This window comes from Synechococcus sp. UW86 (assembly GCF_900474085.1).
In the GTDB taxonomy this organism is placed as follows: domain Bacteria; phylum Cyanobacteriota; class Cyanobacteriia; order PCC-6307; family Cyanobiaceae; genus Parasynechococcus.
Window position 1 is genome coordinate 90,978 of the sequence record NZ_UCNU01000003.1, and the last position, 19,412, is coordinate 110,389.

Consider the following 19,412-nt stretch of genomic DNA (forward strand, 5'->3'; position numbering starts at 1 on the left):
GGTGGGCATAAGGGTGGGGCGTGATGCCGGAATTCTCACCCGACCAGGGCCTGTTGGGCCAGTCGTGCCACCCCTGCAGCAGGGGGAGTTTGGCAACTCGTTACAGCGCAGCCGAGGCGGCGTTCCCGCAGCCGTCGCCATTGGGGATTGCGCGCTCCACCGCCGATGCTGATGATCCGCCTGGGTGCAGCAGCACCCAGCTCGTTCAGGCGCTGCCAACCCTGCGCTTCGATCTCGGCGAGACCTTCCAGCAGTCCATGCAGGTACAGGGCATCACTCACCGGCCGTGGTTCAAGCACCGGCAGCAGTTCTGGATCATCCACAGGGAAACGTTCCCCCGGGGCGGGGAGCGGCCGTAGGTGGAGACCGCTGTCGGTGTCTGGGTTGATTTGGCGGCTCAGTTCGCTGAGTTGGTCGTCGCTGTAAAAACGCCGCAGCACACCGGCCCCTGCATTGGAGGCGCCTCCACAGAGCCAGCGTCCCCCCACGCGATGGCTGGTGACGCCCGGGGCGTGCAGGGGCGTCTCGGTGAAGCACTTCATCACCAGGGTGGTTCCCAGCACGGTGATCCCATCTCCGGGACCGGGATCGGCGGCGAGAACGGCGGCATTGGAATCCGTTGTGCCGGCAACGACGATCAGATCGTTCTCCAGGCCCAAGGCCTTCGCCTGCTCCGGTGCGATCGTCCCGAGAATGCTGCCGCTGGGACGGATTTCAGGCAGTGCCTGCCGCCAGGACTGTTCGGCAAAACGGGTTGGCCAGCTGTTCGTGATCAGATCCCAACCCAGACGCAGGTTGTTGCCTTCTTCCCCCCAGCGCCAATCGTTCAGCAGCCATCCGCTGATCCAGTCGGCCTGATGTCGCAGCAGGATCGCCTCGCCATGGCAGTTGAGGAGCCGCAAGGCCCGGGCCAGGCTGCCGCTGCAGCTGGCGGCTGGACTACCGGGATCCACCAAAGGCTGCAGGGCTGACTGCAGCTCAGGGCAGCTCTGGGAATAGGCCAGTGCTTCCCCAAGTGGGGAACCATCGTGATCACAGGCCAGCAGCGTGCCGGAGGTGCCATCCACGGCGAGTGCTTGCAGCTGGGATCGCAGCTGGGCTGGGATTGCCCTGATCAGATTTCCACAGCCTTCGCGCCAGCTGTGGGGGTTGGCGAAGTCTCCGCCGTAGGCCTGGGATCGGCTGTCGAGAACCGCGCCGTTAGCGGCAACAACGGCTGTGCGGATTCCGCTGGTGCCCAGGTCGATTCCGAGCACCAGCGGTGAATCCGTCATGGCTTCAGGCCGCGGCGACCTGCTTCAGCTCCTGGCTTTTCGCTGTCACGTCTTCCCAGGGGGCGTTGAGGTCGTTGCGCCCGAAATGGCCGTAAGCCGCAGTGTCCTGATAGAAACGGCCGCCCCGTTGCTGGGGAAGGTTGCGCAAACCGAAGGTCTCGATGATGGCGCCGGGGCGCAGATCGAAGTGTTCCTGCACCAAGGCGGTGAGGGCATCGTTGGCCAGTGCGCTGGTGCCGAAGGATTCCACCAGGATCGACACGGGCTTGGCCACGCCGATGGCGTAGCTCAACTGCACTTCGGCCCGTTCGGCGAGCCCTGCGGCCACAAGGCACTTGGCCACGTAGCGCGCGGCGTAGGCGGCCGAACGGTCCACTTTGGTGGGGTCCTTGCCGGAGAAAGCACCACCGCCGTGGCGGGCATAGCCGCCGTAGGTGTCCACGATGATCTTGCGGCCGGTGAGACCGGCATCGCCCTGAGGGCCGCCCACCACGAACTTGCCGGTGGGGTTCACCAGATACTTGGTGGCCTCACGGGAGGGCTTGAGGGCCAGATCGGCGGTCGCCGGCTCCACCACATGGGTCCAGAGGTCTTCGGTGATGCGCTCGCGGATGCCCTGCTCATCACTGATCCCGTCCACTTCAGCGGTGTGCTGGGTGGAGATCAGGATCGTGTCGATCGAGACGGGCTTGTCGTTTTCGTAGACGACGCTCACCTGGGTTTTGCCATCGGGAAGCAGGTAACCCAGGGTTCCGTTGTGGCGCACTTCGGCCAGGCGGCGCGACAGCCTGTGGGCCAGGCTGATCGGCAACGGCATCAGCTCGGGCGTCTCGTTGCAGGCGTAGCCGAACATGATTCCCTGGTCTCCGGCACCCACCAGATCCAGGGGATCACCGGCGTGGTCGTCGGCCTCGTTTACGCCCTGGGCGATGTCGGGGGACTGTTGGTCGAGGGCCACCAGAACTGCACAGCTGTTGGCATCGAAGCCACCGGCCCGGGCGCCGCTGTAACCGATCTCCTTGATCACGTTGCGCACTAGGTGAATGAAATCCACCTGCGCCTTGGAGGTCACCTCACCGGTGATCATGCAGAGGCCGGTGTTCACAACGGTCTCGCAGGCCACGCGGCTGGCGGGATCCTGGGCCAGCAGAGCATCCAGAACGGCGTCGCTCACCTGGTCGCAGATCTTGTCGGGATGCCCTTCGGTGACGGACTCGGACGTAAAGACGTATCGGCTCATTCGGCGCTCCAGGTCGCGTGACTTTACGCGCCTGTGCTGAGGGCGAGGTCGCTCCAGCTGTGGAGCAGATGCTGTGCTGATGGCAGTTGCGGATCATGCTTCCAGCCACCGGTGAAGCCGATCACGCCGCCGATACCGGCCTCGAGGGCCATCTGAAGGTCGGTCTCCGCATCGCCAACCAAGGCACACCGTTGGGGTGGCAGGCCAAGCCTGTTGCACAGCTCCAGAACGGCCTGTGGATCGGGTTTGCGCGGATGGTCATCAGCACTCCAGATTCCGGCAATGCCTGCGCCGAGCTGATGGTGAGCCAGGAACTCTTCAATGCCGGACCGGGTGTCGTTGCTGATCACAGCTGCGGTGACGCCCTGCTGGTGCAGGTTCCGCAGCAGTTGCCCAGCCCCGTTGATCAACGGGCTTGGGGTTGTGTCGATCAGGCCCTCCTGGTCAACCGCGTCGAAGCAGGTGTGGGCCAGGGAGAGAGCCTGGGGCCATGAGCAGCCCATCAGGCAGAACACCGTTGCAGTCGAGGCGATGTTGTCCTGCCTGGAGGCAACCGCCAGGGTTCCGCCGGGATCGAGCATGCCTTGATCAACACCAAACGCTCTGCGCAGGGTGTGGCTCAACTCAGAGGGGTTAAGCGCAGGGGCTTGTTCCTGAGCAACCTTGACGGCTTTGTTGATGCGTGCGTCTGCCAAGGCCAGCAGATGCGGCTCGCTATGGGAAAGGGTGCCGTCCTTATCGAACAGCACCCCTTGGAAATTGCCGATGGGATCTCCCTTCAGCAGCAGTTGGGCCATCAGGCTCAGATCATCATGGAGCTGATCGGATCTTCGCCCTCTTCGGCCTGCTCCATCAGCATCTGCTTGTAGCGAGCAGCCATTTCCTCGGCCTTCTCGAACACCTTCTGGGGGTCGGTGAGCATGTCGCCGGGTTCGGGCTCGAGAGCCTTCGTTGACAACGAAATCCGGCCGCGCTCGGCATCCAGATCGATGATCATCACTTTCATCTGATCATTCACGTTCAGCACCGAGTGGGGGGTCTCGATGTGCTCGTGGCTGATCTCGGAAATGTGCAGCAGACCGCTGACACCACCGATGTCGATGAAGGCGCCGTAGGGCTTGATGCCGCGGACGGTACCCACCACAACTTCGCCCACTTCCAGGCGATTCATCTTCCGCTCCACCAGGGCGCGGCGGTGGCTGAGCACCAGGCGGTTGCGCTCTTCGTCCACCTCGAGGAACTTCAGAGGCAGGAAGTCGGCAACCAGTTCTTCCTTCGGCTTGCGGGTGCTGATGTGGGATCCGGGGATGAAGCCCCGCAGACCTTCCACTCGCACCAAGGCACCACCACGGTTGGTGGCAAACACTTCTGAGTAGATGGTGGCGTCTTCCTTCTGGAGCTGGCGGACCCGCTCCCATGCCCGCTGGTATTCGATCCGACGGATCGACAGCGCCAGCTGACCGTCTTCGTTCTCCTCACTCATGATGAAGAACTCACGGATCTCACCGGGCTGGAGCACGTCGCTCAGGCCCTCGACCCGGTTGATCGACACCTCTTGCAGAGGCATGAAGGCAGCCGTCTTGGCGCCGATGTCGATCATGGCGCCCTTCGATTCCAGGGCGAAGACCGTGCCGTTGACGATGTCGCCAGGCTTGAAGTTGTAGTCGTACTTGCTGAGGAGAGCCGCGAACTCATCCAGGGTGAATCCGGCGTCGTCCAGGCTGCGGCTGGCGGCGCGGCTGGTTGGATCATCCGCTGTGGGGACGTCTTCAGGAATGCTCAGGTCCTCACCCTCAAACGCCTGTTCGGCGGCGGCGGTTTCTGCAGAGGCTTCTGTGGCGTTCGCGTCCTGAACCTGATCCTGGATCTGATCTTCTGTCGGAGTCGCAGACATGGGGGGCTGGCGGTCTACCTCAGGTGGGTAGTTCGAAAAAATCGCATGGAACGCCCGCCGACGTTTCACGGAGAACTACTGACTTTACAGACACGACCGACGGCTTTCTTGCGCAGCGATGCCCTGCACGGGTTCAACGAACCGATTCAGTGCACTGGTTCAGCGAAACGATTCAACGAACAGTGGCCAGATGGTTCTGTTCCTGATCGGCGTTCAGTGTTTCCAGGGTCGAGACGAAGTCGTCGATGCCTCGGAACTGGCGGTAAACGGATGCGAACCGGATGTAGGCCACCTCGCTGATCTGTTTGAGATCCCTCAGCACGAATTCACCGATCTCGGTGCTGCTCACTTCCTTGCCGGTGCGTTGCTGGAGTTTCAGTTCGAGTTCTTCCACGAGGGATTCGAGCCGAGAGGTGTCCAAGCCCGTTTTCTCGCAAGCTCGATTCAAGCCGTGCAGCAACTTGCTGCGACTGAAGATTTCACGGTTGCCGTTGCGTTTGATCACCGTGATCGGAACGGTCTCCACCCGTTCGTAGGTGGTGAAGCGAAATTCACAGTTGAGGCATTCACGCCGTCGTCTCACGCTGCGTCCACCATCCGCTGCCCTGGATTCGAGAACGCGACTATCTGTGTTTTGGCAGGAGGGGCACTGCATCCCCGAGGGCATTAATTAGTTGCGCCAACTGTAGACACTGATTTGAGACTTGAGAAGGGCCTCGAGGACATCAGTCTCATTTGAGGATTGCGTTGACGGCTGTTGCTGACGTGAGACTGCTGTGATCTGCTCGCGCGGACGAGACCGGCTTGCGACGGTGGGTGATGGAAAGCATGAAAAAACCCCGCCGAGGCGGGGTTTTGGGAGATCAAATCACTTACCGATTTTCGGCGGATCGCGGAAGGCGATTGCGAAGAAGAGGGTGGCAATCGCGAGGGTAAGGATGAGGACGTAAGCGAAGCTTTCCATCGTGTTGTTCCTAGAGGGCGATCAGTTGAGGGGAGTTCCAGCGGGGGGAACGTAGCCCTCGGGCAGGCGACGGGTGGTTTTGTCACCGAGCTTGGCGAAGAGGCCAAACTCCACCTGATCTCCGAGGTCGGGATCAATACCAGCGAACACGTCGCGGTACAGGGTGCGGGCACCGTGCCAGATGTGGCCGAAGAAGAACAGCAGCGCGAAGGTGGCGTGGCCGAAGGTGAACCAGCCGCGTGGCGAGCTACGGAATGTGCCGTCAGAGTTGTAGGTCTCACGGTCGAAGTCGAAGGCTTCACCCAGCTGAGCCTTGCGTGCAAGGCGCTTCACGTCGGCAGGGTCAGTGAAGGTCTGGCCGTCGAGTGCTCCACCGAACACCTTGGCGGTCACGCCCTGTTGTTCGAAGGAGAACTTGGCTTCCGCACGACGGTAAGGAATGTCGGCACGGACGATGCCCTGCTCGTCTTGAAGAACGACGGGGAAGTTTTCGAAGAAGTTCGGCAGACGACGGACTTCGAGGTTGCGTCCTTCTTTGTCGCTGAATGCGATGTGACCAACCCAAGCGGTTGCCAGGCCATCACCGTTCACCATCGGACCCACGCGGAACAGACCGCCCTTGGCAGGACTGTTACCGACGTAGTCGTAGAAGGCGAGCTTCTCAGGGATGGCCTCGAAGGCTTCTTCCTGGGTAGCGCCATCGTCCATCGCGGTTTGTACGCGACGGTTGATCTCAGTCTTGAAGTAGCTCTGATCCCACTGGTAACGGGTGGGGCCAAACAGTTCGACGGGAGTCGCAGCAGAGCCGTACCACATGGTTCCAGCCACGATGAAAGCGGCGAAGAACACGGCTGCGATGGCGCTGGCCAGAACTGTTTCGATGTTGCCCATCCGGAGCGCTTTGTAGAGACGCTCGGGCGGACGCGTGGTGATGTGGAAGATGCCGGCAATGATGCCGACGATGCCAGCAGCAATGTGGTGGGCAACGATTCCACCGGGATTGAAGGGGTTGAAACCTTCGGGTCCCCAAGACGGTTGAACCGCTTCTAGATGACCGGTAAGTGCATAAGGGTCAGAGATCCACATGCCTGGCCCGAAGACGCCAGTGAGGTGGAAAGCACCGAAGCCGAAGCAGCCGAGTCCAGCGAGAAGCAGGTGGATTCCGAAGATCTTCGGCAGGTCGAGAGCAGGCTCGCCGGTGCGGGGGTCCTGCCAGATCTCAAGATCCCAGTAGGTCCAGTGCCAGATGGCGGCCAGCATCATCAGGCCGGAGAAAACGATGTGAGCGGCAGCGACGCCCTCGAAACTCCAGAAGCCGGGATCAACACCCGTTTCACCAGTGATGCTCCATCCACCCCAGCTGCCGGTCACGCCCAGGCGGGACATGAAAGGCATCACGAACATGCCCTGACGCCACATCGGGTTCAGGACAGGATCAGACGGATCGAAAATGGCCAGCTCATAGAGAGCCATGGAGCCGGCCCAGCCGGCTACGAGGGCTGTATGCATGAGGTGCACAGCCAGAAGGCGGCCCGGGTCATTAATGACAACGGTGTGCACCCGATACCAGGGCAATCCCATGGGTCAGGTTCGGGGGACAAGACTGCTTATGCAGTCAGACATGGGCGATCGTAAGGGCTTCAGTCCATGGGGCGGGGGAAAAGTGACCTGCCCGCAACGGTCAGTGACATGAAAGTCAGGACCCTGCTGTTCACAAAACGCAATGCTTCAGCCCATGATGGGGTTTGGTTGCTTGTGAGCTCATGCCCGTTATCCGGTTTGTTCGCGAAGGGCGTGATGTGGAGTGTTACCCCGGTGAGAATCTGCGTGAGGTGGCCCGTCGCGAGGGCATCGAGCTCTACGGCCTGAAGGGGCAGCTGGGCAACTGCGGAGGGTGCGGTCAGTGCATCACCTGCTTCGTTTCCGTGGTCGACGAAGACAACGCCGATGCGCTGACGGCACGCACTGCCGTCGAAGACAGCAAGTTGCGCCGCCGACCCCAGGAGTGGCGTCTGGCATGCCAGGCCCTGGTGGAGAAGTCCGTCATGGTCCTCACCAGGCCTCAGGTGAGGCTCGCCAATGCCGATTCGAGATTGGCTGCGGCCAGGCAGGCCCCGCTGCCGGCGGGTCCCACGGCATGGCCAGCGCCTCCGGCCAGTGAGCTCGATGAGGAGGACCAGGATGGGGGCGATGGCGACGGCCGAGATGCCAAGGCTGCTACCGCCGGTGACGAGGCCTAGGGCAGACGCTCCCCAGGCCTCTTGTCGGTGATACCTTCGCCTGGATCCCTCCAACGGCCATGGAAACCAACGATCTCGGATTCGTCGCCAGCCTCCTGTTCATCCTGGTTCCGGCGATCTTCCTGATCGTGCTCTACATCGGCACGCAGAACAACGAGGCCTGATTCAGCCCTGTTCGGGCTCACGCACCAGCAGCACAGGGGCTGGTGCGTGCACTCGGATGTAGTCGCTGACTGATCCGCCCAGAAGCTTGTCCAAATCCACCAGTCCTCTGGCGACAAGAGGACGTCGGTCCTGAGAGGCGATGACCACCAGGTCGGCGTTGCATTCCGATGCAGCCAGGCAAACGCTGCGACCGATGTCCTTCCCTTCGGTGTGGATGGCTTTCATGTCGACACCGAAACCCCTGGCCCGCTGAACAGCGGCGTCAAGAACCTCGTCTGCTTTTGTGCGGCCTCCCCGGGAGGGTGCTGACTCCTGGCGTACGACATGAACTCCGGTGAGCGTTCCGCCAGGGATTTCACGCACCAGTTCGCAGGCCGTGCGCAGAGCGTCGTCCCCAACGCCTGTTCCGTCGATCGTCACCATCACGCGGTTGACATGCTTGACGTAGAGGTCATCTCGCACCAGCAGCATCGGCCGCGTGGACAGCTGAAAGACGTATTGGCTGGTGCTGTTGGCCAGGATCGATTGAAGCCGTCCCAGGCCGCGGGATCCCATCACGATCAGGTCGGCCTGAACCTCATCGGCAACCTTGAGCACGGTCTGCTTGGTGTCGCCCTCGCGAATCAAGGTGCTCACGCTTGATGGGCTCAAGCCCATGCGCGTGACTGCGCTGTTCAAGAGGTTTTCTGCTTCGTCGCGATGGCCGTCGGATTGCGACTTGCTTTGCTCCGACACCACATGCAGCAAATTGATTTTTGCGGCCTTCAGGCTGGGAATGTCCTGGAGCATCCGGATCATTTCCTCGACGTGACCCTTGCCCGAGTCGGCAATCAGAAGGTTCCTGAACACAGGGAGATGAAGCAGCCTCTGCGGAAGCCTATGGGTGGTTGCCTCCGTGGAGAGAAGCTGATGTCACAGCGTTACGCGGATCATGTTCACCCTGACCAAGCGTGTGCTCCCGCAGCACACCGATTACGCCGGTGTGATGTGGCATGGGGCCTATGTGCAGTGGCTTGAGGAGGCCAGGGTTGAGGCGCTCCAGGCTGCGGGCCTTGGCTATGCCGCCATGACCGTGATGGGTGTCGATATGCCAGTGGTGTCCCTTCACCTGGATTACCGCCATCCACTCCGGCACGGCGACGAAGTGTGTGTTGAAAGCCGATCCCCTGGTCAGCAGGGGGTGCGCTGGCCATGGATCTCTCGCTTTGTCTGCGGAAATGCGGTGGTTGCGGAGGCGTCGGTGAATCTGGTGATGGTGCGTGAGGGGCGCGTGCTCAGGCGCGTACCGGCGCAGCTGCAGGAGGTGATGGATCAGCTGGTGCGCCAAGCGCTTTGAATCGAGCCCTGAGCCACCGCTGCCGTGCTAGTACACATGTACTTGCTAGTTGCTGGTGCGGGGGTGGTGGTGGCTCTGGACCTGTTGCCCTGGCTTGGGCAATGCCCGCATGGCTGATCTGCGCAGGCTTTGCTGCGAACAAGCCATCGGCCCTGATCAGCTCTGGGGTTGGCCGATCGAACGCTTGGGCCAGGCGCTGGCTTGGCCGGCGCACTGTTTGCGCGACGTTGAGCGTTACAGGTTCGAGCACGGGGCTGCTCCGAAGCTTGACGTGCCTGCTTGTGCCCTTTTGCCGGGTGATCCTGATTGGCCTCGTTGCTTGGATGATCTGCACTCACCCCCCTTCCGGGCTCTACGTCGAAGGGGATCGATCGCTGCTCCGGCACATCCATGCCCGCACGGCCATCGCGGCTGTTTGGCCAGAAACGGTGCACCCATCGCGGTGTTAGGGACACCCTTGGACCGTGTCTATCCAGCCCACCACCGATCGTTGCAACAGCAGGTCGGCAGGCAAGGGCTGTTGATCAGTCCGAGTCGGTCCGGCTGCCGTGTGCGCCCAGGGCACTTCGCGGCGCGGAACCGTTGGTTGGTCGCTTTTTCCCAAGCGCTCGTGGTGGTGGAGTGTCCGCAACGCAGCGGAGCACTGATTTCGGCCCGCTGGGCGAGCCGGATGCAGTGCCCCGTGTGGGTGGTTCCGGGGGATGCCCGCCGATGGTCCTGTCGGGGCAGCAATGCCCTGCTTCGCGATGGTGCAACTGCCTTGATTCACCCTGAGGATCTGCTCGCCTCCATTGGCGAGGGCCCGTTGAGGTCTGAGGAGTCACGCGGTAAGCATCAACGGTTGATGGAGGCCATTGGCTCAGGGGCGACCTTTGATCAGTTGGTGCTTCGTTTGCAGTGCTCCCCCGCTGAGCTGGCACCCCAGCTTTTGGCCCTTGAATGTCGGCGCGAACTGCTGTGTGAATCTGGATTGCATTGGCGCAAGCCTCGGCCTTGAGAGACTGCACAACCGTTGCCGGCACTGATGTGTTGCAGTGGCGGCGCCTACAACTCGCCCGGGGTGGCACCGCGGCTGATCTGGATTGGCTGCTTGATCTGGCCGCTGGTCTTCGTTGGGCCAGCCTGCAACGGCTGTTGCTGGACCCCACGCGCACCGTCGCCCTGGAGCAGTCCCTTGAGGTGCTCTCTGAGCTGTGGGAGCGTCACCTTCATGGGAATGTTCCCCTCCAGCACCTGGTTGGGCTCTGTCCCTGGCGGGATGTGCTGCTTGAGTCGTCGCCTGCCGCATTAATTCCCCGTCAGGAAACGGAACTGCTGGTGGATCTGGCCATGAGCCAGTTCAAAGCCACCCCTCCCGCTCGTTGGGCTGACCTCGGCACTGGTTCAGGAGCCATCGCTGTGGCTCTGGCCCGTGCCTGGCCCACGGCACCAGGGCATGGCGTCGACCTCAGTTCCGATGCCTTGAAGTTGGCAGAACGCAATCTTGAGCGTTGCGCCCCGCATCACAACTGTTCGCTGCACCTCGGGTCGTGGTGGTCTCCCCTCAAGAGCTGGTGGGGAAGCCTGGATTTGGTGGTCAGCAATCCTCCATACATCCCCAGTGCTGTGGTTGACGGTCTTGAGGCTGTGGTGCGTGACCACGAACCTCACTTGGCGTTGCTTGGGGGAGCAGATGGCTTGGATGCGATCCGCACGGTGGTGGATGGCGCCCTAATGGGGCTGTCGCCCGGAGGTTGGCTTCTGCTCGAACACCACCACGACCAGAGCGCTCAGGTGACGCAGCTTCTGCGGGATGCCGGCTTGGTTGAGGTCAGAGCGGCCGCTGATCTTGAGGGGACCCTTCGCTTTGCGCTTGCTTGCAAACCTGCCGCATCAAGCTGATGCAACGCCTGCGATGAAGGAAGGATTCATGCCTGCTCCGGTTCTGGCCGCCTCCGACCTGGCGCTGCGGCTTCGTGCCGGTGAAGCCGCCATCATTCCCACCGACACGCTGCCGGGCCTGGCGGTGCTTCCCGATCAAGCTCAGACCCTCTGGCGCTTGAAACGCCGACCAGCCGATAAGCCCCTCATTTTGATGGGTGCATCAGTCAATGACTTGCTCCACGAGGTTGAGGGGCCCTGCCATCGGGAGGTTGAAGCTTTGGCTGAGCGCTATTGGCCTGGAGCGCTCACGCTGGTGTTGCCTGCCCGTGATGACGGTGCAGGCCGGTATCTCAACCCAGGTGGAACAAGCCTGGGCTGCCGCATTCCGGCCTGTGAGCAGGCCCGAGCCTTGCTCCAGATCAGTGGCCCCTTGGCCACCACCAGTGCCAATCGCTCCGGTGAACCCGCCAGCACGACCGCGGCGGAGGCGGCGCGTTATTTCCCTGATGTCGCTCAGCTGGGGCCTCAGCCGTGGTCTCAACACTCCGGTCAGGCCAGCACGGTGTTGGTCTGGGTTGAGGACGGCCGCTGGCGCATGGTGCGTCGGGGTGCTGTGATTCCAGCAGGGGTTGAGGTGCTCGAGTGATCTCGCTTGTTGGGCTCTGCCTGCTGGTGATGGCCTTGCTTCATTGGGTGCTGGAACCCCTTGAAGCGGTCTTCACCTGGACGCTTCAACTGAATCTTCTCCCCTGGTTGTTGGGGGTGTTCTTCATCTGGCTGCTGGCAGGCGAATCAGACCGCAGTACGTCGCCCTGATCCAGATCAAGCCGGCTAACGGATTTGAACCGATGGCCTTCGCTTTACAAAAGCGCTGCTCTACCGCTGAGCTAAGCCGGCATGGGCTGCATCGTACCGGCTGCCAGGCGATTCAAGGCGGGGTCTTGATCGCTAATCAGCCAAAGCACCAGCTCGAGTCGATTGCGACATCCGCTTTTCCGGAGTGCCCTGCTGATGTGGCACTCAACGGTGCGATGACTGATCACCAAACGCTGGGCGATGTCTCGGTTGTTGAGGCCTTCGAGCAACAACAGCACCACCCGCTGTTCAGCGGGCGTGAGGAGGTTCGGGATTCGAGGTTTCAAGCTTGAGCAGGTTGCTGCTCAGAGGGTTCCACCTTTGCGGGTTGGGCGATCGGGCGACGGATCGGCAGGTTGGCCACCAGGGCAGTGACGCGATCTTCCGTCTCGAGGCTCACATCACCTTCAGCGAGGTCGATCTCCACGTAGCGGGCCACCACTTCGAGGATCTCGCGCCGCATTTGCTCGAGCAGCTCCGGATTGAGGTCACTGCGGTCGTGGGCCAGCACCAACTGCAGCCGCTCTTTGGCTGTTTCTGCACTGGCGGGCTGACGGCGCAGGAGTTTGTCGATGAATTCCTTGAGTGTCATCGCCTCAGAAAATCCGGGTTTGCATCAGCTTGCGCATCCTGGCGCGGAGGCCGCGGCGGGCCTGGGAGGGGTCCATCAGAGGAATGTCTTCACCCTGAAGCCGTTGAGCGATGTTGCCGTAGGCCTGGGCCGCTGGGGACGACGAATCACTCAGGGTCAAGGGTTCACCACGGTTGGTGCTCACGATCACCTGTTCGTCTTCAAAAACAAGCCCCAGAAGAGGTAACGCCAGGATGTCGGTGACGTCGTCCACCGAGAGCATTTCCTGGTTCGACATCATCTTCGGCCGCACCCTGTTGAGCACGAGCTGCACAGGCTGCACGCCCTGGGTGTTCAGAAGCCCGATCACCCGATCAGCGTCCCGCACGGCGGCCACTTCCGGGGTGGTGATCACCACTGCTTCTCGGGCTGCGGCCGCGGCATTTTTGAATCCGTCTTCGATGCCTGCCGGGCAGTCGATCAACACGTAATCGAACTGGCGTTCCAGCAGAGCAACGATGGCCTGCATGTCCTTGGGCTTGAGCCACTCGAGCATCCGAGGGTTGCCCGCAGGGAGCAGGGCCAGATTGGGCTCCTGCTTGTGCTTCACCAGGGCTTGCTCCAGCCGGCAGGTCTCGGCCAGCACCTCCTGAGCGGTGTAGACGATGCGGTTCTCCAGGCCCAGGAGCAGATCGAGGTTCCTCAGACCGAAGTCCGCGTCAAGAACCACGGTCTTGGCGCCTTGGCGAGCAAGGGCGATCCCAAGGTTTGCCGTGGTCGTTGTTTTTCCGACACCGCCTTTGCCAGAACAGATGAGGATGGTTCGGGTCGTCGACACCAGGGTTCTGCTTTGGTGCGGCCAGAATAATCTGGCTTTTGGGCCTGACAACGACGTCAACGTTTTTGAAAGCTCTGGATGACGGCGGGTTCAATGGCGATCACGCCATCCTTGAGCTCGGCCTGTTCGGCCAAACCTGCCTGGGGCAGATCCTCGGGGCCTCGGGCGACAACGTCAGCAATTCTCAGTTGCAGTGGCCGCAGCTGCAGGGCAACGATTTTCGCGGTTGTTGACCCCTCACATCCGGCATGGGCCACGCCCCGCAGGCGACCCCACACCAAAACATCAGCGGCTGAACTGATCCGCGCTCCGGGATTCACATCGCCATAGATAAGGATGGTGCGCTCGCTTTGGAGATGGTCACCGGAGCGCAGGGTTCCGTGGTGAAACAACAGCTCGGAAGGGGCTTTCGCCACAGGATTGGGCTGGAGTTCACGGCTGGACGGCGTGTTGGACCGGCTTGCGTCCAGTCCCAAGGCTGAAGCACTCACAACGGTCTCGGCTGCCTGGCCGGTGATGCGTCCGAGTTGATGGCCTGCCTCGCTCACGGCGGCGCACAAATCAGCGAGGTCGCTGCAGGTCAGGACCCAGTCCCCGCAATCGAGATCAACAATCGGCTGGGAACACCTGCTCAGCAGATCCGGCAAACGATCCCTCCAGTGATCAAGGCGCTGGTCGGGAAGCCTCAAGGTCATGGCTGCTTCACGCTGCTGCTGCTCGGGGCCATTCAACGTCCATCTCCTGCCTGAGTTCGTTGCTGATGTCGCGGGGGTGAATCAACCAGGAGGTTGCCGCCGGGGTCGCCAGACTTGCGACAAGGGGAGAGGCTTTCTCCAGGGCTTGGAGTTGTTGCCCGTCCCAGAGGCGCAAGCCGCCTCGATAGGGGTGGTATCCGCGCAGCTGTTGATGACGCAATCCGCAGCAGAGTTCAGGGTCGTGGCCATGACGATCGGCCAGGCGCCTGGCTGTTGCGAGCAGTTGCAGTTGATCCGCCGGGGAAAGATGTTCAACGGCCGTTGCTTTGAGCAGGCGTCGATCCAGGAAACGCCCACTCAGTTCAGCCAGGGCTGCTGGCGCTTCGGCTTGCCAACGCTGGAGGTGGTAGCCGGTGCGTTGGTCATCGTTAGCGAGGAAGTCCTCCAAGCGGATCTGGTCTGGTTGCCAGAGCCAGGTGGCCATCACCTCATCAGCCCACACCTGGTCAGGCCCCAGTTGTCGTGCCGTCAGGATCAGTTTTTCCAGCAGCCAGTTGCACACCACATTCAACCGGTGGTTGTAGACGCTCCTGTACATGAGGTTTCTCACCACCAGGTAGTGCTCCACAGCCATCAGACCCTTGGGATGAATGGCCATGTCCCCGTCAGGGGCCAGGGTCAGTGCTCCCAGGATGCGGTCGAGATCCAGTTGCCCGTAGCGCGTTCCGGTGCTGTAGCTGTCGCGCAGGAGGTAATCCAGTCGGTCACAATCCAGCTGACTGCTGACCAGGTGTTTGATCAGGGGGTGAGGGCTGCGTCCATGCTCCAGCAGGTTCGCCATCGCCTCAGCCGTGCCGGATGCATGGCTCTCAAGACAGTCATGGATCTCTGGGTGATGCCGGATCACCCGCGCTGACCACGCTTCATGGCGCAGGCCAAACATCTCTTCGCCGGTGTGGCTGAGGGGGCCATGGCCAATGTCATGGAGCAAAGCAGCTCCGTAGAGCAGCCCCCGGTACGTCTCCAACTCGGGTGCCAACGGCAGCATCCGCTCAAATGCACGGCGTGCCAGATGAAAGACCCCCAGCGAGTGGGTGAATCGACTGGATTCAGCGCTGTGAAAGGTGAGGTAGGCCGGACCCAGCTGGCGGATGCGTCGCAGGCGCTGGAATGGCGCCGTGTCCACCAGGTCCATCACCATTCCCTCGGCTGGGGCTTGGCGGTCAAGACCAATGCCGCGATGCAGAGGGTCGTGATAGGTCCGCTGGCTCATGCCTCGGTCTCTTCAGCGGGTTGTTCCAGCAGGGCCTCCATCCATTGCTCAGCTTCCGAGAGCCAGCGATCACCGTCACCGCCGGGGTTCAGGGGTTCTGGATCTGATAACCCACGATCGGGAGCGATGCCTTCCCCTTGGATGTCCCGTCCACTCGGTGTCACGTAGCCAGCAACGGTCACGGCGAGGCCGCTGCCATCACTGAGGTTGGTCAGCGTTTGAATCAGCCCTTTGCCGAACGTCTGTCCTCCGAGAAGGGTGGCGCGTTCGTTGTCCTGGAGGGCGCCAGCCAGGATTTCACTCGCACTGGCCGTCCCTCCGTTCACAAGGGTGACCATCGGTCCGTCGTACACCGTCTGAAGACTGGCCTGGATGGTGTCATTGATGCCCTCGCGGTTGCGGGTTTCAACGATGGCGCCACCGGAAAGGAAGTCGTCGGCGACCGCCAATCCAGCGCTCACCAATCCGCCTGAGTTGTTGCGGAGGTCGAGTACCAACCCTTCGATCTCCTTGTTCTGCAGTTCTGTGAGGGCTTCTTTCACCTGTTCGGGGACCCCTTCGCTGAATTGGGTGATCCGCAGATAGCCAAGGGTGTGACTGCCGCTGCGCAAGCGCCTTGTGCGCACCGGCCTGAGGTCCACGCTGCGGCGTTCCAGGGTCAGCTCGCTTGTTTCTCCGCTGCCGTTGTCCAGCGTCAGCACCACCTGCGAACCCACGTCTCCACGCAGCGCTGCCACGGTTCCCTCCAGACCCAGATCCACCACGTCCTTGCCGTCAACAGACAGCAATTGCGTGCCACTGGTGATCTCCGCCTCGCCGGCAGGTGAACCCTCGAGGGCAGAAATCACCACAACACCATTGCTGCTTTCATCCGGCCCGAGTTGCAAGCCCACACCGCTGAGGCTGCCGTTGGTGCTGTTCTTCAGCGCCGTGTAGTCCTCTGGACGAAGCAGCCGCGTGTAGGGGTCACCCAGCTGAGCCAGCATCGATTCGATGGCTGCATAGGCATCGTTGCTGCTCTCGATACTGCGTTCCATGGCCTTCTGCCGTTGACGCTTCCAACGCACCGCATCAAGTTGCTCTGGGTTCCAAAAGCCCTGGTTCACAAGCCGCCAGCTGTCCACCACGAGCTGTTGTGTGTCGCTAAGTGCAACGGCTGTGCAAGCGCTGCCCAGCACCAAAAAGCAGCAAAGAGACGCTGCGATCAGTTGCCTCAGCGCCTGAAAACCTTTGCGCCGCAGCCAGTCTGAAAGATCGTTAACAGTTGGATACATCGCGGTGGGTTCGCCTCAGTGGCAGAAGCGTGCTCAGTAGACTTTCGCAACTCGAGCCCGCTTGTGCATGGCGAACTCATCACCGGTTTACGACTGGTTCCAGGAACGTCTGGAAATCCAGGACATTGCTGACGACATTGGTTCCAAGTACGTGCCCCCCCACGTCAACATCTTCTATTGCCTGGGGGGCATCACGTTGGTGTGCTTCCTGATCCAGTTCGCGACTGGGTTCGCGATGACCTTCTATTACAAGCCCACCGTTGCTGAGGCTTACAAGTCGGTCGAATACCTGATGACCGACGTCAGCTTCGGTTGGCTGATCCGCTCTGTGCACCGCTGGAGCGCATCAATGATGGTGTTGATGCTCATCCTCCACGTGTTCCGCGTGTACCTCACCGGCGGCTTCAAGCGTCCCCGTGAGCTCACTTGGGTCACGGGCGTAACCATGGCAGTCATCACGGTGTCCTTTGGTGTGACCGGTTACTCCCTCCCCTGGGACCAGGTTGGTTATTGGGCCGTGAAGATCGTCTCCGGCGTCCCTGCTGCCATCCCTGTTGTTGGCGATTTCATGGTGGAACTGCTTCGCGGTGGCGAAAGCGTTGGCCAGGCCACTCTCACTCGCTTCTACAGCCTTCACACCTTCGTGATGCCCTGGCTGCTGGCGGTGTTCATGCTCATGCACTTCCTGATGATCCGGAAGCAGGGCATTTCCGGTCCCTTGTGATCTGCGTTCCTACTGTTCCCTCAACACCTGGACTAAACGATGCACATTCTCAAGAAGCCTGATCTCTCTGATCCCAAGATGCGGGCCAAGCTCGCCAAGGGCATGGGTCACAACTATTACGGCGAGCCTGCCTGGCCTAACGATCTCCTCTACATCTTCCCGGTGGTGATCCTCGGTACCATCGCCTGTGTGGTTGGTCTGGCCGTCCTGGATCCAGCCATGCTCGCTGACAAGGCTGATCCCTTCGCCACCCCTCTGGAAATTCTTCCTGAGTGGTACCTCTACCCCGTGTTCCAGATTCTGCGGGTTGTTCCCAACAAGCTTCTGGGTATTGCTCTGCAAACCCTGGTTCCCCTGGGTCTGATGCTTGTTCCTTTCATCGAGAGCTTTAACAAGTTCCAGAACCCTTTCCGTCGTCCCGTGGCGATGACTGTCTTCCTGACCGGAACCCTTGTCACCATCTACCTCGGTATTGGTGCAGCACTTCCGATCGACAAGTCCCTCACCCTCGGACTGTTCTGATCCGTTCTTTGAGTTCAGCTCATGGACCCCGGCTCGTCGAGCCGGGTTTTTTTTGTGCCATGGCTGCTGTGGTTCGTCAGTGACCCATCGATTCGTCGAGGTTGAGCATCAGCACGTCGTCTGGGTTGACGTGGAGAAAGTGGTGCATCAGCAGAAAACCAACGATGGTCCAGGTCTGATAGGTGCGTGATTGCTGTCCAACCCAGGTTCCTGTGGGGCCATCGAAATATTCAGCCCACTGCTGACGGGGCAGTTGGTTGAGATGGCTCCAGTAGCACTCGTCCAACAGCGTTTTCATTTGCCCCATCAGCAACACGTCGGCCTGGGGATTCAGCCGTTCGTGCAGAAGGATGGACGCACCAAAAAACCAGAGCAGGCTCGGCCAGTGGCCACCGTTGTGATAACTCCAGGGCCAGTTCTTGGGGTCGGAGCCCGTTTTGTTCTCCCATTCCACGCCCTCCATGGGGGGATGACAGATGCGCATCGGCATCTGGGCCATGAGGTGGTCACGGTTGTGAAGCACCAGTCGGAACAGGGCCCGTTGCTGTGGCGCGGTCAGCAACCCGAACAGTGATGCCAGGGAATTTCCCAAGGAGTAGAAGCGGAAATCCGGTCGTCCGGTCCGCATGTTGCCGATCATGTAACCGCCACGGTTTTCGAGCCAGTCCTGCAACCAGTCGGGGATGACCTGGGGTTGAACGTTGAATTCGTTGTGGTGCTGGTTTTCGCCGTACTGCTCCGTGGGGCGTCGCCGAAGCACTTGCATCGTTTTGCTGGTCACCCAGTAGTGCTTCAGCAGGAACTGCCGCAAGTCATGGGTCCATTGCCGGCTCAGCCGCAATCGTTCCCCCAGAAGAACGCTGTTCTCGTGGCGTTGGCAGAGTTCCATCAGCCCAACGCAGCTGCGCAGCGCTGCGAAGAGCAGCACCTCCACTTCCAGTGGAGCGCCCCACACGTCCATGGGGCGATCAATCATGAACGCGCAGTCGGGAACGAACAGCACCGGTGTGCCTTCGAAGCTGGGGTGAAGAACCAGATCGAGCAGCAGTTGTAAACCGCGTTGCACTTCCGGACTGCGACCGAAGTCGATGTCCCCACTGCGTTTGACGTAGATCCAGCAGAGAATCGGCCACCAGAGGCTTGCATCCACTGAGGTGATGCGACCGATCGAGCGCTGGCCATAGTCCGCAACCAGTTCTCCTTCTTCCTCCACAAAGCTGGTGGGGAAGACACCGCGGGTTTGAACGTTGGTGCTTTGGAGCTGAAGGCTGACGCTCAAAAACTGCTTCACGATGGCGAAGCGGCCCTCAAGCATTAGGTAGATCATCACGGGAACGTTGTCCCGCAGGAAGATCTCGCCGTAGTTGAGGGCGTCGTCAGCGCGGCGATGTTCCATCGCGGCAACGCTGCCGGCGAGTTCCCCCTGCACGCCAATCAGCGTGGCTTCGAAGTGTTCCCGTGCTTTTTGCAGCACCTGCTCTTCGTTTGAGTTGGGGCGGAAACGCTGGCTTTGTTCGGTGAAACGCGTTGGCATCGCGGTGACCTCCAACTGAAACGTAGTTCTGGCAATGGGTTTCGCCAGTGGAAGCAACCCTTCAGATCTTCAAGGGGACTTGCCCATTGCGACCTCGGGGGATGTGGTGTTATGGTTTTGTCTTGCGCGGGAGCCGAGAGGTGAGCGCGC

Annotated in this window: 24 protein-coding genes and 1 tRNA gene; 9 read left to right on the forward strand and 16 right to left on the reverse strand. The window is 61.0% G+C overall.

Annotated elements, in window-relative coordinates:
- Positions 1-35: 35 nt before the first annotated feature.
- The 7 genes from DXY04_RS00875 to psbB all read right to left on the reverse strand — a co-directional run bounded on the left by DXY04_RS00875 (position 36) and on the right by psbB (position 6,953).
- Positions 36-1,274 (reverse strand): FGGY-family carbohydrate kinase, encoded by a 1,239-nt coding sequence (locus DXY04_RS00875; protein WP_115160605.1) that lies wholly within the window; start codon positions 1,272-1,274, stop codon positions 36-38.
- Between the two features lie 4 nt (positions 1,275-1,278).
- Positions 1,279-2,514 carry a methionine adenosyltransferase gene (metK, locus tag DXY04_RS00880; RefSeq protein WP_114987395.1) on the reverse strand — a complete coding sequence of 412 codons (1,236 nt, stop codon included), beginning with the start codon at positions 2,512-2,514 and terminating at the stop codon, positions 1,279-1,281.
- 23 nt (positions 2,515-2,537) lie between these two features.
- Positions 2,538-3,311: an HAD family hydrolase gene (locus DXY04_RS00885; RefSeq protein WP_115160606.1), complete on the reverse strand. Its 774-nt coding sequence runs from the start codon at positions 3,309-3,311 to the stop codon at positions 2,538-2,540.
- 5 nt (positions 3,312-3,316) lie between these two features.
- Positions 3,317-4,408, reverse strand: coding sequence for a 30S ribosomal protein S1 (locus tag DXY04_RS00890; RefSeq protein ID WP_115010536.1), 1,092 nt, complete (start codon positions 4,406-4,408; stop codon positions 3,317-3,319).
- Between the two features lie 172 nt (positions 4,409-4,580).
- A complete protein-coding gene (nrdR, locus tag DXY04_RS00895; protein WP_115010537.1) occupies positions 4,581-5,063 on the reverse strand; it encodes a transcriptional regulator NrdR in 483 nt (160 codons plus the stop codon).
- Between the two features lie 213 nt (positions 5,064-5,276).
- Entirely contained in the window at positions 5,277-5,372 is a 96-nt protein-coding gene (locus DXY04_RS00900) for a photosystem II reaction center protein T (RefSeq protein WP_011128841.1), read from the reverse strand.
- 21 nt (positions 5,373-5,393) lie between these two features.
- Positions 5,394-6,953, reverse strand: a complete 1,560-nt coding sequence (gene psbB, locus DXY04_RS00905; RefSeq protein WP_115160607.1) for a photosystem II chlorophyll-binding protein CP47 — start codon at positions 6,951-6,953, stop codon at positions 5,394-5,396.
- Positions 6,954-7,135: 182 nt separating this feature from the next.
- On the opposite strand from psbB, the gene DXY04_RS00910 reads away from it, so the two are divergent.
- Positions 7,136-7,612, forward strand: coding sequence for a 2Fe-2S iron-sulfur cluster-binding protein (locus DXY04_RS00910; protein ID WP_114987405.1), 477 nt, complete (start codon positions 7,136-7,138; stop codon positions 7,610-7,612).
- A 59-nt stretch (positions 7,613-7,671) separates the two neighbouring features.
- Positions 7,672-7,776: a photosystem II reaction center protein PsbM gene (gene psbM / locus DXY04_RS00915; RefSeq protein ID WP_025362091.1), complete on the forward strand. Its 105-nt coding sequence runs from the start codon at positions 7,672-7,674 to the stop codon at positions 7,774-7,776.
- A gap of 1 nt (position 7,777) precedes the next feature.
- On the opposite strand, the gene DXY04_RS00920 is transcribed toward psbM, so the two are convergent.
- Positions 7,778-8,626, reverse strand: a complete 849-nt coding sequence (locus tag DXY04_RS00920) for a universal stress protein (protein WP_115160608.1) — start codon at positions 8,624-8,626, stop codon at positions 7,778-7,780.
- 82 nt (positions 8,627-8,708) lie between these two features.
- Here DXY04_RS00920 and DXY04_RS00925 point away from each other — a divergent pair, with 82 nt between their 5' ends.
- The 5 genes from DXY04_RS00925 (at position 8,709) to DXY04_RS11905 (ending at position 11,792) form a co-directional block, all read left to right on the forward strand.
- Entirely contained in the window at positions 8,709-9,113 is a 405-nt protein-coding gene (locus DXY04_RS00925; RefSeq protein WP_115160609.1) for a thioesterase family protein, read from the forward strand.
- A gap of 109 nt (positions 9,114-9,222) precedes the next feature.
- Entirely contained in the window at positions 9,223-10,110 is an 888-nt protein-coding gene (locus DXY04_RS00930) for a DNA-processing protein DprA (protein WP_115160620.1), read from the forward strand.
- Positions 10,089-10,994, forward strand: a complete 906-nt coding sequence (prmC, locus tag DXY04_RS00935; RefSeq protein WP_115160610.1) for a peptide chain release factor N(5)-glutamine methyltransferase — start codon at positions 10,089-10,091, stop codon at positions 10,992-10,994. Before DXY04_RS00930 ends, prmC begins: the two co-directional genes overlap by 22 nt.
- A 28-nt stretch (positions 10,995-11,022) precedes the next feature.
- The gene (locus DXY04_RS00940; protein ID WP_115160621.1) at positions 11,023-11,622 is read left to right on the forward strand and encodes an L-threonylcarbamoyladenylate synthase; all 600 of its coding nucleotides are present in this window, start codon (positions 11,023-11,025) and stop codon (positions 11,620-11,622) included.
- Positions 11,619-11,792 (forward strand): hypothetical protein, encoded by a 174-nt coding sequence (locus tag DXY04_RS11905; protein WP_170951286.1) that lies wholly within the window; start codon positions 11,619-11,621, stop codon positions 11,790-11,792. The genes DXY04_RS00940 and DXY04_RS11905 overlap by 4 nt, the downstream gene beginning before the upstream one ends.
- A 9-nt stretch (positions 11,793-11,801) precedes the next feature.
- Here DXY04_RS11905 and DXY04_RS00945 read toward each other — a convergent pair.
- From DXY04_RS00945 to ctpZ, 7 genes are all read right to left on the reverse strand, one after another.
- A tRNA-Thr gene (locus tag DXY04_RS00945) sits at positions 11,802-11,873 on the reverse strand.
- Positions 11,864-12,118, reverse strand: a complete 255-nt coding sequence (locus DXY04_RS00950) for a helix-turn-helix transcriptional regulator (protein ID WP_115160611.1) — start codon at positions 12,116-12,118, stop codon at positions 11,864-11,866. The genes DXY04_RS00945 and DXY04_RS00950 overlap by 10 nt, the downstream gene beginning before the upstream one ends.
- A complete protein-coding gene (gene minE, locus DXY04_RS00955; protein ID WP_006851856.1) occupies positions 12,115-12,423 on the reverse strand; it encodes a cell division topological specificity factor MinE in 309 nt (102 codons plus the stop codon). Before minE ends, DXY04_RS00950 begins: the two co-directional genes overlap by 4 nt.
- A gap of 4 nt (positions 12,424-12,427) precedes the next feature.
- On the reverse strand, positions 12,428-13,240 hold the full coding sequence (gene minD / locus DXY04_RS00960; RefSeq protein WP_006849989.1) for a septum site-determining protein MinD: 813 nt from the start codon (positions 13,238-13,240) through the stop codon (positions 12,428-12,430).
- Positions 13,241-13,296: 56 nt separating this feature from the next.
- Positions 13,297-13,935, reverse strand: a complete 639-nt coding sequence (minC, locus tag DXY04_RS00965) for a septum site-determining protein MinC (RefSeq protein WP_115160622.1) — start codon at positions 13,933-13,935, stop codon at positions 13,297-13,299.
- Positions 13,936-13,942: 7 nt separating this feature from the next.
- Entirely contained in the window at positions 13,943-15,208 is a 1,266-nt protein-coding gene (locus DXY04_RS00970; RefSeq protein WP_115160612.1) for an HD domain-containing protein, read from the reverse strand.
- A complete protein-coding gene (gene ctpZ / locus DXY04_RS00975) occupies positions 15,205-16,482 on the reverse strand; it encodes a carboxyl-terminal processing protease CtpZ (RefSeq protein WP_115160613.1) in 1,278 nt (425 codons plus the stop codon). The genes DXY04_RS00970 and ctpZ overlap by 4 nt, the downstream gene beginning before the upstream one ends.
- A 67-nt stretch (positions 16,483-16,549) precedes the next feature.
- Here ctpZ and petB point away from each other — a divergent pair, with 67 nt between their 5' ends.
- Both petB and petD read left to right on the forward strand, forming a co-directional pair.
- Positions 16,550-17,206: a cytochrome b6 gene (gene petB, locus DXY04_RS00980; RefSeq protein WP_011363493.1), complete on the forward strand. Its 657-nt coding sequence runs from the start codon at positions 16,550-16,552 to the stop codon at positions 17,204-17,206.
- Positions 17,207-17,245: 39 nt separating this feature from the next.
- The gene (petD, locus tag DXY04_RS00985; RefSeq protein ID WP_006851144.1) at positions 17,246-17,728 is read left to right on the forward strand and encodes a cytochrome b6-f complex subunit IV; all 483 of its coding nucleotides are present in this window, start codon (positions 17,246-17,248) and stop codon (positions 17,726-17,728) included.
- Positions 17,729-17,804: 76 nt separating this feature from the next.
- Here petD and DXY04_RS00990 read toward each other — a convergent pair whose 3' ends face one another.
- The gene (locus DXY04_RS00990) at positions 17,805-19,262 is read right to left on the reverse strand and encodes a glycoside hydrolase 100 family protein (protein ID WP_114987420.1); all 1,458 of its coding nucleotides are present in this window, start codon (positions 19,260-19,262) and stop codon (positions 17,805-17,807) included.
- Between the last annotated feature and the right edge of the window lie 150 nt (positions 19,263-19,412).

Coding starts and splice junctions, on each gene's coding strand:
- metK (WP_114987395.1), bottom strand. CDS start 2,514: ATGAGCCGATACGTCTTTACGTCCGAGTCCGTCACCGAAGGGCATCCC.
- psbM (WP_025362091.1), top strand. CDS start 7,672: ATGGAAACCAACGATCTCGGATTCGTCGCCAGCCTCCTGTTCATCCTG.
- minE (WP_006851856.1), bottom strand. CDS start 12,423: ATGACACTCAAGGAATTCATCGACAAACTCCTGCGCCGTCAGCCCGCC.
- DXY04_RS00990 (WP_114987420.1), bottom strand. CDS start 19,262: ATGCCAACGCGTTTCACCGAACAAAGCCAGCGTTTCCGCCCCAACTCA.
- DXY04_RS00875 (WP_115160605.1), bottom strand. CDS start 1,274: ATGACGGATTCACCGCTGGTGCTCGGAATCGACCTGGGCACCAGCGGA.
- psbB (WP_115160607.1), bottom strand. CDS start 6,953: ATGGGATTGCCCTGGTATCGGGTGCACACCGTTGTCATTAATGACCCG.
- petB (WP_011363493.1), top strand. CDS start 16,550: ATGGCGAACTCATCACCGGTTTACGACTGGTTCCAGGAACGTCTGGAA.
- DXY04_RS00910 (WP_114987405.1), top strand. CDS start 7,136: ATGCCCGTTATCCGGTTTGTTCGCGAAGGGCGTGATGTGGAGTGTTAC.
- DXY04_RS00900 (WP_011128841.1), bottom strand. CDS start 5,372: ATGGAAAGCTTCGCTTACGTCCTCATCCTTACCCTCGCGATTGCCACC.
- DXY04_RS00930 (WP_115160620.1), top strand. CDS start 9,223: ATGGCTGATCTGCGCAGGCTTTGCTGCGAACAAGCCATCGGCCCTGAT.
- DXY04_RS00885 (WP_115160606.1), bottom strand. CDS start 3,311: ATGGCCCAACTGCTGCTGAAGGGAGATCCCATCGGCAATTTCCAAGGG.
- DXY04_RS00940 (WP_115160621.1), top strand. CDS start 11,023: ATGCCTGCTCCGGTTCTGGCCGCCTCCGACCTGGCGCTGCGGCTTCGT.
- DXY04_RS00925 (WP_115160609.1), top strand. CDS start 8,709: ATGTTCACCCTGACCAAGCGTGTGCTCCCGCAGCACACCGATTACGCC.
- DXY04_RS00970 (WP_115160612.1), bottom strand. CDS start 15,208: ATGAGCCAGCGGACCTATCACGACCCTCTGCATCGCGGCATTGGTCTT.
- petD (WP_006851144.1), top strand. CDS start 17,246: ATGCACATTCTCAAGAAGCCTGATCTCTCTGATCCCAAGATGCGGGCC.
- ctpZ (WP_115160613.1), bottom strand. CDS start 16,482: ATGTATCCAACTGTTAACGATCTTTCAGACTGGCTGCGGCGCAAAGGT.
- minC (WP_115160622.1), bottom strand. CDS start 13,935: ATGACCTTGAGGCTTCCCGACCAGCGCCTTGATCACTGGAGGGATCGT.
- DXY04_RS00890 (WP_115010536.1), bottom strand. CDS start 4,408: ATGTCTGCGACTCCGACAGAAGATCAGATCCAGGATCAGGTTCAGGAC.
- nrdR (WP_115010537.1), bottom strand. CDS start 5,063: ATGCAGTGCCCCTCCTGCCAAAACACAGATAGTCGCGTTCTCGAATCC.